The sequence below is a fragment of the Novosphingobium sp. genome (assembly GCF_025351285.1).
Classification (GTDB): domain Bacteria; phylum Pseudomonadota; class Alphaproteobacteria; order Sphingomonadales; family Sphingomonadaceae; genus Novosphingobium.
Map to the genome: position 1 here is coordinate 1 of NZ_JANXWG010000127.1, position 10,553 is coordinate 10,553.

At 66.4% G+C, this 10,553-nt stretch carries 9 protein-coding genes and 2 pseudogenes; 8 read left to right on the plus strand and 3 right to left on the minus strand.

The window, feature by feature from the left end; translation table 11 throughout:
- Window positions 1-121 (plus strand): annotated as a pseudogene (locus Q0R16_RS15370) (IS630 family transposase); the annotation flags it as partial.
- Between the two features lie 112 nt (window positions 122-233).
- Here Q0R16_RS15370 and Q0R16_RS15375 read toward each other — a convergent pair.
- The 3 genes and pseudogenes from Q0R16_RS15375 to Q0R16_RS15385 all read right to left on the minus strand — a co-directional run.
- On the minus strand, window positions 234-1,160 hold the full coding sequence (locus Q0R16_RS15375; protein ID WP_295637992.1) for a restriction endonuclease: 927 nt from the start codon (window positions 1,158-1,160) through the stop codon (window positions 234-236).
- Between the two features lie 478 nt (window positions 1,161-1,638).
- Window positions 1,639-1,956 (minus strand): cytochrome c family protein, encoded by a 318-nt coding sequence (locus Q0R16_RS15380; protein ID WP_295638008.1) that lies wholly within the window; start codon window positions 1,954-1,956, stop codon window positions 1,639-1,641.
- Window positions 1,957-1,974: 18 nt separating this feature from the next.
- A pseudogene (locus Q0R16_RS15385) lies at window positions 1,975-2,556 on the minus strand (cytochrome c family protein); the annotation flags it as partial.
- Window positions 2,557-2,855: 299 nt separating this feature from the next.
- On the opposite strand from Q0R16_RS15385, the gene Q0R16_RS15390 reads away from it, so the two are divergent.
- The 7 genes from Q0R16_RS15390 (at window position 2,856) to Q0R16_RS15420 (ending at window position 10,487) form a co-directional block, all read left to right on the plus strand.
- The gene (locus Q0R16_RS15390; protein WP_295637995.1) at window positions 2,856-3,758 is read left to right on the plus strand and encodes a prephenate dehydratase; all 903 of its coding nucleotides are present in this window, start codon (window positions 2,856-2,858) and stop codon (window positions 3,756-3,758) included.
- Between the two features lie 162 nt (window positions 3,759-3,920).
- Entirely contained in the window at window positions 3,921-4,643 is a 723-nt protein-coding gene (locus tag Q0R16_RS15395) for a hypothetical protein (RefSeq protein ID WP_295637998.1), read from the plus strand.
- Complete coding sequence (locus tag Q0R16_RS15400) at window positions 4,640-5,941, plus strand: DUF4350 domain-containing protein (protein ID WP_295638000.1); 1,302 nt, start codon at window positions 4,640-4,642, stop codon at window positions 5,939-5,941. Before Q0R16_RS15395 ends, Q0R16_RS15400 begins: the two co-directional genes overlap by 4 nt.
- Before the next feature lie 29 nt (window positions 5,942-5,970).
- Window positions 5,971-6,927 (plus strand): MoxR family ATPase, encoded by a 957-nt coding sequence (locus Q0R16_RS15405; protein WP_295638010.1) that lies wholly within the window; start codon window positions 5,971-5,973, stop codon window positions 6,925-6,927.
- Window positions 6,928-7,111: 184 nt separating this feature from the next.
- A complete protein-coding gene (locus Q0R16_RS15410; RefSeq protein ID WP_295638012.1) occupies window positions 7,112-8,440 on the plus strand; it encodes a DUF58 domain-containing protein in 1,329 nt (442 codons plus the stop codon).
- Entirely contained in the window at window positions 8,437-9,507 is a 1,071-nt protein-coding gene (locus Q0R16_RS15415; protein WP_295638003.1) for a stage II sporulation protein M, read from the plus strand. The genes Q0R16_RS15410 and Q0R16_RS15415 overlap by 4 nt, the downstream gene beginning before the upstream one ends.
- On the plus strand, window positions 9,504-10,487 hold the full coding sequence (locus Q0R16_RS15420; RefSeq protein ID WP_295638005.1) for an RDD family protein: 984 nt from the start codon (window positions 9,504-9,506) through the stop codon (window positions 10,485-10,487). Before Q0R16_RS15415 ends, Q0R16_RS15420 begins: the two co-directional genes overlap by 4 nt.
- The last annotated feature ends 66 nt before the right edge of the window (window positions 10,488-10,553 follow it).

The following is a 10,553-nucleotide window of genomic DNA, read 5'->3' on the forward strand; positions in this document are numbered from 1 at the left end:
CCGCGTCTTCACATCCTACGACAACATCATCGACCACTGCTGCGAAGCCTGGAACAAGCTCATCGATCAGCCTTGGCACATCATGACCATCGGCCGCCGCAAATGGGCGCGTGGGTCATGATCAGTGCAGGTTGGTATTACCGACGATTTGAAAGAGCCCGGCGGGCGTAGCAGTTCGGGGCGATGTAGGAAAATCGTGGAGCAAAGATGGGTCAAGGTATCCGGTGGACGCGTCAGTCTTCATCAGCAAAGAAGTCCTCGTCCAGCCGCATCACTTTGACAATACGGCTGAGGCGAACGCCGACACCGAATTCCACCATCAGGTCGGTCAGACGTGATCCGTCGATAAGTATCACCCGCTGTTGCAGGGCCTTGGCATACTCGACTGCCTGCTTGCTGAAGCTTGATGTGGTGACGAACACGCCCTTGCTTGCACCGAGCCCGACGAGACTGCCCACAAATCCCTGAACTTCGGGGCGGCCGACAGAAACGTGTGAGGCGTACCGCTTGGCCTGTACGTAAATGCGATCGAGGCCCAGCCTGTCTTCGTCGATTACGCCGTCGATCCCGCCGTCACCGCTCTTGCCGAGGCGAAGGGCGGTATCTTCATGAGTCCCGCCATAACCCATGCCAACAAGAAGATTGATGATCACGTGCTCAAAAAAGGTAGGCGTTTGAGCCAGTATCCGATCTAGCAATTCCGTCTTGAGCGCGGAATGAAGCACCAACCCGGCAGAGTCGATCTGCTCTTCCGGCGTCGCTGAGACTATAACGGCTTCGGCGGGAGCGATGGGTTCTTCGACGGCGCATTCTTTGCCTGTCGACTTATAGAAGGTCGAAAACTGGTCATATTGCTTGAGGGTTTCAACATCGATCCGCTCGGGCCTTGTGGCCAGCAACGCCTTCCCGGCAGGAGTGGCTAGAAACGTTCCGCGTTTCGGGCTCTCGATGAGCCCAGCCTTGGTCATGTAGAACTTGGCCCAGTGTATACGGTTGTGCAGCAAGCGCTGCGAACCACTGGGCAGGCGCTCCTCGCGTTCTTCCTCAGACAGGCCAAGCTCATCAGCAAGGCGACTTGCCGCAAGCGGAACACGCGTTTCGCCTGCGGCGGCAAGCGCAAGCACAGGCAACATCAAAGTTTGATAGTCCGGGATCGTCATTTGACTTGAGGTAGCAGCCAAACGTCCATTGGAATACCGATCTCAACTCAAATCGTGGCAGGTTACCGATCGAACAAATGCCGGGATGCAAGGGCCGTTTGCTGTTGTCGCATTTGCGTTGCAAATGCTTTGGGGCCCTTGCCCGCCAGAGGCTCCTTTCCCCTGCCCCAAAAAAATATCACCAACCACACGGAATAAACCCCCACCCGATGCTAGGATGGGCGCAGGGCGGCGCTGCGTTGCCCGAAGACGGAATCCGCAAAACGAGGAGCCCGCTCATGACCGATCGCCGTATGGGCCCGATTTTCGCCGCCACGATCCTGCTTGCCGGACTGACGAGTGCGGCGCTTGCTGCGGGTGGCGGGGGTGGTGGGGGTGATCGAACTGGACGGTGATCGCTGAAATTGCTGCTTGAATCAAAAAGGGGCGCATCGCTGCGCCCCTTTTCAAACGTGTGCGGCAAGAAACCCGCCCGGAGTCAGTTTGCCTTGAGGTAGGCGATCACATCCGCGCGCTGCTGCGCGTCGGTCAGCCCGGCGAAGGTCATCTTGGTGCCGGCGGCGAACTTGCTCGGGCTGGTGAGCCATTCGTTGAGCGTGGCTTCATCCCACTTGCCGCCGCTCTTGCCCTTGAGTGCGTCCGAGAACGCATAGCCGCCGCGGCCCGATGCAATGCCTTCGCCGACCACGCCCGAAAGGTTGGGGCCGATGCCGTTGGCGCCGCCCTTGGCGATCGTGTGGCAGGCCATGCACTTGGCGAACACGCCTTCGCCCTTCTTGGCATCACCGGCTGCGATTGCGACGACTCCCGGTGCGGCACCGGCGGCGGGAGCGGCTGCGGCGGCTGCGGCGGCCGCTGCGGCGTCGAACTTGGGCAGCGGCAGGTTGGAGCCCTGCGCGTTCAGGTACAGGATCACGTTGGCACGATCCTGGCCATCGGTCAGCCCGGCGAAGGACATTTTGGTGCCTTCGGCGTAAGCCTTGGGATTGGTGAGCCACTTGTCGAGCTCGGCGAATTGCCACTTGCCGCCCTTGCCCTTCAGCGAATCCGAGAAGGCATAGCCGCCGCGACCCTGCGCAATTCCTTCACCGACCACGGCCCACAAGTTGGGGCCGATGCCGTTGGCGCCGCCATTGGCGATGCTGTGGCAGGCGGTGCACTTGGCGAAGGTGGCTTCGCCCTTCTTGACGTCGCCGGTGGCAAGGCGCTGTTCGAGCGGCACTTCCTTGACCGCAGCGGCGCCTTCGACTTCGACGCCGGCGATGGCATAGCCCATCTTTTCCGGCCGTTCGGGCTTGTCGGCCAGGAAATAGTGGCTGGAAAGGCTTGCCAGACCCAGCGCGGCGATGCCGCCGAACAAGGTCCATCCGGCAATAGTGTTGAACCGGTCGTCCATTTGATGCCCCTTGGCCGTGGTGTCGCGCAAACCGGCTTGAGACCGGGTCCCCGCGCGCGTTTGCCCGCGTACAATCGCACGCAAGCTGCTTGGCCGTTGCTCTAGTGTCGGCTCCGCGATGGTGCAAGAGGGTGAAGGGCCAAAATCAGCCGAATGCGGATCGCCCTATAGTATCGCCCCATAGCGCTGTGCCAAGACTTGCCCCTGCGCCGGAGCAACCCTAAGCGCATTTTCTGCCGATACTCGCGGTTGAGCGAGTTTCGGTTGCGGCACCGGCCCAGAACAACAGGCAACGCGACATGTCATCCTATCCCGAATCCGCCGCTCGCCTGGTCGAGCGCATGGCCGAAGCCGCTACGGCCGATCCCGCTCGCGCGGTTTCGTTCCAGGGCGCGCCCGGCGCCAATTCGCACCGCGCAGCGATGGAAGTCGCGCATACCTGCCTGCCGCTGCCGTGCTTCTCGTTCGAGGACGCGCTCGATGCCGTTACCGAAGGGCGCGCCGGCCGCGCGATCATTCCGATCGAAAATTCGCAGCATGGCCGCGTGGCCGACATCCATTTCCTGCTGCCCGAAAGCGGGCTGCACATCGTGGGCGAGCACTTCCTGAGCATCCATCACTCGCTGATGGCGCCGCGTTGCGTGGGGGAAAGGCCCGCCATCACTGCCGCTTACAGCCACCCGCAGGCGCTCGGCCAATCGCGCATCTATCTGCGGACACGCGGGATCGTGCCGCTGTCCTACGCCGATACCGCAGGCGCAGCGGCCTATGTGGCAGACTTGGGCGATCCCTCGCTGGCCGCGATTGCACCCAGGATCGCGGCTGAACTGTACGGGCTGGAAGCGATCGAGGACAATGTCGAAGACGCGCACGACAACACCACGCGCTTCGTGGTGCTGGCGCGCGAACCTTTGCCTGCGGGCTGCGTGACCGGCCCGGCGCTGACTACGTTCGTGTTCGAAGTGAAGAACATTCCCGCGGCGCTGTACAAGGCGCTGGGCGGGTTCGCCACCAACGGCGTCAACATGACCAAGCTGGAAAGCTACCAGCGCGGGGCCAGCTTTTCGGCCACCGCGTTCTTCGCCGATATCGTGGGTGCGCCGGGCGATCCGGCGGTAGACCGCAGCCTTGAGGAGCTGGCGTTCCACTGCAAGGAACTGAGGGTGCTGGGGACGTATCCGCTGGAGCGGGTGCGGGGTTAGCCTGGTCCCCCGCCCGCTTGCGGGAGCGACTGGGGGTGGGCACTTCCTTATTTGGTGCGGTGGCCTTCCCGGCGTTAACCTGACCACAACCCGCCCGCACTAGCGCCACGTCCGAAAGGGCAGGCGCTTGCCAGCAATGCGCCGCCGTGCGAGCAGGATTGCGTGACCGCCACCATCGGGGCCATTGCAGCGACACAAGCCACCGAAGCTCCAGGAGCATCGGCGTGGCGAACGATGCGTTCCGCTTCGGACCTGCAATTCGTGCCGATCGTCGATCCCCCGCAGAAGCCGCCGCCCGAATGGCTGGTGGCATTGGGGCGGTTCCTCGGCAATATTTTCGCCGGCATCGGCAACGCGATCGACTGGGCGCTGGGCTGGCTGGTCGCGCCGATTGCGCGGTTCCTGAGCCAAATCCTGGGGCTGAATGCGCGCACGATCGAAATTGCGCTGATCGTGCTGGCGGGCGCCGGGCTGCTATGGGCGGCGTGGGTGCTGCTGTGGCCGCGCTGGCTGGCGCGACGCACGGCGCCGAAGCCGGTTCCAGAGTGGACACCCGATACCAATGCCGCGCTGGCGCTGCTGGAGGACGCCGATGCGCTGGCGGCGGCGGGCCGGTACGACGAGGCGGCGCGGCTGCTGCTTCACCGCAGCGTGGGCGAGATCGCCGCCTCGCGCCCCGACTGGCTCGCGCCATCGAGCACATCGCGCGAAATCGGCGCCAATCCCCGGCTGCCGTGGCGCGCGCGGGCTGCGTTCACGGTGATCGCGCGCGAGGTCGAACGCAGCCTGTTCGCGCTGACCGGGCTGGTGCGCGAAGACTGGGAGCGCGCGCGGGCGGCTTATGCCGAATTCGCGCTGGCCGACAAAGCGACCGAATCGCGGTGAGCGACCCTGCTGCAAACCCCGCGGCCTTCACCACGCGCGGCGTGCTGGCGCTGGTGCTGTTCGGCGCGTTGGCGTTCGTGGTGGCGCTTTACGGCATGTCCGCGGCCACCGGCGGCAGCGCCAACGACGGCAATGCCCATGCCGGCGGCAAGGGGCTCAACGGCTTTGCCGGGCTGGTGGCGCTGCTCGATGCCGATGGCTTCGACGTGGGAAAAGTGCGCGATCCTGCGGGACTGGCGCAGCCCGGGCTGCTGGTGCTGACCCCGCCTGCCGATGCCGATGGCGCCAAGCTGGAAAAAATCGTCGAGGCGCGGCGCAAGATCGGGCCGACGATGGTGATCGCCCCCAAGTGGCTGGCGATGAAATCACAAAGCCTGACGGCAAAGCGCGGCTGGGTGATCCTGGGCGGGACGGCTGCACCGCAGTGGAAGGACTTCCACGACGAAATCGGCGTGGCGCTGGGCAAGCCTGCCAGCACCGCCGCGCGCAACTGGCACGCCGGCGCGTTCAGCGGAGCACTGCCGCAAGCCGAAGCGGTCGAATCGGGCAGCGGCCGAGGGCTGGTTCCGTTGGTCACGAGCGGGGATGGAAGGCTGCTCGCCGCGCTTATCGGCGATGCGGGCCAGTATGATGCGCTGTACGATTTCGGCGGGCTGCCGCACGGCATCGGCGGCGCTGATGAAGCGCTGTTCCCGCTGGTGTTCGTGTTCGAACCCGACCTGCTCAACAACTGGGGCCTGGCCGACCAGCGCACCGCGCTGATGGCGCGCGCGCTGGTCGTGGCGACAGGAGGCGGGCCAAATGGACAGGGGCGGCGCGTGCCCGTGCTGTTCGACCAGACGCTCAACGGGTACGGCCACACGCGCAGCCTGGTCGATCTGGCGTTCCGGCCGCCGTACCTGGCCGCCACTTTGTGCCTGCTGCTGGCCGCGCTGGCGACCGGGTGGCGCGCGTTCGTGCGCTTCGGCCCGCCGCGCTTGCGCGCACGTTCAATTGCGCTGGGCAAGACCGCGCTGGTCGACAACAGCGCGGGCCTCATCCGCCGCGCCGGCCGGCTGCGGCTGGTGGCGGCGCCTTATGCAACGATGATGCGCGAACGGATTGCGCTGGCATTGCGGCTGCCGCGCGGGCTCGATGCAGCGGCGACCGAAGCTGCAATCGATGCCGCGCAGGCCCGGCGCGCACCCGCCCTGCCCCTCTTCAGCCAGACCGCCGGGGCACTGCGCTCCGCGCGCGGCCCCCACGACCTTGCCCGCCATGCTGCGGCGCTCCAGACCATCGAAAAGGCCCTGACGTGACTGAAAAAGCCGTGACTGATACCACCACCATGCAGCTTGCGGACGTGACCACGCTCGCCACCGCGATCCGGGGCGAAATCGGCAAGGCCATCGTCGGCCAGCACGAAGTGGTCGATCACCTGCTGATCGCGCTGCTGTCGCGCGGGCACGTGCTGCTCGAAGGTCCGCCGGGCACCGCCAAGACGTTCCTGGCGCAAAGCTTCGCGCGCGCGCTGGGCCTCGATTTCGGGCGCATCCAGTTCACGCCCGATCTGATGCCGGGCGATATCCTCGGCTCGAACCTGTTCAACTTCCAGACCAGCCAGTTCACGCTGACCCGAGGGCCGATCTTCCGCGAGATCCTGCTGGCCGACGAAATCAACCGCACCCCGCCCAAGACCCAGGCCGCGCTGCTGGAGGCAATGCAGGAACGCCGCGTCACGCTCGATGGCGCGATCCATCCCTTGCCCGATCGGTTCATGGTGGTGGCGACGCAGAACCCGATCGAAAGCCAGGGCGTCTATCCGCTACCCGAAGCGCAGCTCGACCGGTTCCTGTTCAAGCTGCTGGTCGATTACCCCAGCGCCGAGGAGGAAGCGCGGATCGTCACGCAATACGGTGCCGGCCAGGGCGCGCCCGATCCGGTGGCGCTGGGCGTGACCGCGGTGGCTGATGCAGCGTTGATCCGCGCGGCTTGCAGTGCCGTTGCAAGCGTAATAATGGCGCAGAGCGTGACCGACTACATCGTCCGGCTGATGCGCGCGACGCGCGACACTGCCGATTTATTTGCCGGCGCCTCCCCCCGCGCCGGCGTGTTGCTGGCGAGCGCATCGCGCGCCCGTGCCGCGCTGGATGGGCGTGATTATGTGATCCCCGACGACGTAAAGGCACTGGCGGGCGCGGTGTTGCGCCATCGGTTGTTGCTCAGCCCGGCGGCCGAGATCGAGGGCAAGCCGATCGAGGCGATTGTGGGCGATCTGGTGACGCGGACGGAAGCGCCGCGGTGATGGAAGGGACAAGAAAGGGCCCACCCGTAACCGCTGTTCCTGCGGAACGCCTGCGGCTCCCCGCAAGCGGGCGGGGGACCACGCTTTCCCCGCCCGCTTGCGGGAGGGAAGCGAGACTTGGGCTTGCCGCTTGGCAAGTCCTAGTCGCAGCGGGGTGGGCATTGCGCGCACCGAGCAACCAGCAATGACCCCCGGCCCGTTGCGCTTCTACCCCAGCCCGCGCGCCGCGCTGGTGCTGGCGCTGGCCGCCCCCGTCGCACTGCTGATCGGCGCGCTCCAGCCCGCCGCCTGGATCATCGCGCCCGCGCTCGGACTTGCGCTGCTGCTGCTCGTCCTCGCCGACGCATTCCTCGCCCCCGCCTGCACCGACTTGCGCCTGATCGCCCCCGTCGATGCCGAAGTCGGCGCCCCCTTTACCGTAACCCTGCTCGCCGATTTTGCCGCCAAGCCCCCTACCCCGCCCCATGCCGCGCTGGCGCTCGATGCCCGGCTCGACCCCACTGGTCGATGCGAATTCGCGCTGACCCCCGAACACGGCGCGTGGAGCGGCCACACCGAGATTACCCCTGCCCGGCGCGGCACCGGCGCAATCGCCAGAGTGTGGTTGCGCTGGCCCGGCCCGCTCGGCCTGGCCATGCGGCAGGTATCGCGCGATCTGGCCCACCCGATCGCGATCCGCCCCAACATTGCACCGATCCGCAGCCCCGCCTTCCAGACCTTCCTGCGCGACGCCCAGACCGGCCTCATCGCGCGCCGCATCCGTGGCGAAGGCGCCGATTTCGAGGCGCTCGCCGATTACGAACCGGGCATGGACCGCCGCCGCATCGACTGGAAAAGCTCGGCCCGCCACGCCAAGCTCTATGCGCGCGAATACGAAAGCGAGCGCAACAACCCGGTGGTGTTCGCGTTCGATTGTGGCCAGGCGATGTGCGAACCGATCGACGGCATCGCGCGGATCGACCGCGCCGTCACCGCCGCGCTGACCACGGCCTACGTCGCACTGCGCGAGGGTGACCGGGTGATGCTGTTCGGCTTTGCCGCGCACCCGCTGGTGGCGACGCCGTTCGTTTCGGGCACGCGCAATTTCCACCGCCTACAACGCGCCGCCGCCGAACTCGATTACCGGGCCGAGGAGCCCAATTTCACGCTCGGCCTGGCCACCATGGCTGCGCGGTTGCAGCGGCGCGCGCTGGTGGTGGTGTTCTCCGAATTCACCGATCCTACCAGCGCCGAACTGATGGTCGAGGCGCTGGGCCGGCTGATTGCGCGCCACCGCGTGCTGTTCGTGACGATGGCCGATACCGAACTGGCCGGACTCGCCGATGCTCCTGCCACCGATCTGGCCGCCGTGGCGCGTGCGGTCACCGCCACCACGCTGGCCAGGCAGCGCGCGCTGGTGCTTGAAAAGCTGCGCCGGCTGGGGGTTTCGGTGATCGAGGCACCGCACGAAGCGATCGATACGCGGCTGCTCGACAGCTACCTTTCGGTCAAGCGCGCGGGGAGCATCGGATGAGTTCGCTTCTGGATCGCCTTCCGTTCGGCCGCCGGCGCGAGGACGCGCAAGTGCTCGCGGTCGAAGACGCCACCTTGCGTTCAGACCGTTTCCGCATCGCGCGCGAAGGCGAATGGCGGCGGCTGGAGGCGATCGTCACCGCGATCGAGAAAGGCCGTTTGCGCCGCGTTTCGGACGAGGATCTGCTGGCGCTGCCCGCGCTTTACCGCACGCTCGCCTCCAGCCTCGCGGTGGCGCGCGAGACCACGCTCGATGCCGCCACCATCGCTTATCTGGAAGCACTGGCGCAGCGCGCGTGGTTCATCGTCTATGGCCCGCGCGCCTCGCTGGGCTCGTGGCTGGCGCGTTTCCTCGGCGGCGGCTGGGGCGAGGCGGTGCGCGCGATCCGCGTCGACATCTTCGTTGCGCTCGCCACGATGGTGGCGGGCGTGGTGGTCGGCTGGCTGCTCGTGCGCAGCGACGTGCAGTGGTATTACGCGCTCGTGCCCGGCCAGTTCACCGATGAACGCGTGCCCGGCGCCAGCCGCGCGGTGCTGCAACGCACGCTGTTCGGCCATTCGGACCAGAACGGGCTGACCGTGATGGCGAGCTATCTGTTCAGCAACAACAGCACCGTCTCGATCCTGGCCTTTGCGCTGGGCTTCGCGTTCGGGCTGCCGACCTTGATGCTGCTGCTCCAGAACACCGCGATCATGGGCGCGATGCTGTGGCTTTATGCGGGACAAGGCCTGCTGTTCGATTTTGCCTGCTGGCTGGCTGTCCACGGCACGACCGAGCTTTACGCGATCCTGCTGGCGGGCGCAGCCGGCCTGCACGTGGGCCGTGCGATGGTGTTCCCCGGATCGCTGACGGTGCTCGATGCCGCGGCCGCCGCCGGGCGCCGCGCGGCCACGGTGATGGTGGGCGTGGTGATGATGCTGATCGTGGCCGCGCTGCTCGAGGCCTTCGCACGGCAACTGGTCGATACCAGCCTGGGCCGGCTGGCGATCGGGCTGTTCATGCTGGTGTTCTGGACAGGCTACCTGTTCGCATGGCGGCGGCGGCCGGGATCGGTCGCTGCGCCATGAAGGCCCCTCGTCGTCGCCAGGCGCTGAAGGCGTTCGCGTCCGATCGCGCGATCGACACGCACGACCGCCGCCGCACGGTGATCACGGCGGAAGGCTTGCGGCTGCCGTTCCTGCTTGCCAGCCGGGCGGCGCGCGCAGGGGCGCTGGCGATGGATCTGGTGCTGATCGTGTTGCTGATGGCGGGCACGACCGTGCTGCTGGTGTGGCTGGCGCACGCGGTCAGCGTTGACCTTACCCGCATCGGGCGGAAGGGCAGCAACGGCCCAGGGCTGACCTTCGAAGTGCTGGCGGTGTTCTGGTTCATCACCATGTTCCTGTTCCGCCACGCCTATTTCCTGTTCTTCGAACTGGGCCCGCGCGGCGCCACCCCCGGCAAGCGGTTGGCGGGCGTGCGCGTGGCGGCGCGGGCTTCCAATGGTTCGGGCGGCAGGCTGACCACCGAGGCGGTGATCGCGCGCAACCTGATCCGCGATATCGAATTGTTCCTGCCGTTCGTGTTCGTGATGCGCGCATGGAGCGAGGGCGGCGATACCGATCTGGCCGGCTGGGCCAGCCTGGCGTGGTTCGCGGTGTTCGTGCTGTTCCCGTTCTTTAACAAGGATCGGCTGCGCTGCGGCGACGTGATCGCGGGCACGTGGGTGGTCGAAGCACCGCGCAACAAGCTGAAACAAGCGATCTCCACCCGCGCCGCGGCGAAAGGCAGCAGCACCGAGACCGGCGCAACGTACCGCTTCGGCGCGGCGGAACTGGCGGTTTACGGGGAATACGAATTGAAAGTGCTCGAGGGCGTGCTGCACGACCGGCAGGACGAGGCGATGCGTGCAGTGGCGGCATCGATCGCGCGCAAGATCGGCTGGGACGCAGGGGCGGGCGACGAGGCGGCGTTCCTCGAGGCCTATTACACGCAATTGCGCGCGCGGCTGGAAGGCGACATGCGCTTCGGCAAGCGCAAGAAGGACAAGTTTGCGGGAGTGGCCTAAAGACCTTCGGTGCGAACAACCTTCCGTTCGTGTCGAGCGAAGTCGAGACACGCCGACGCAGCGCCA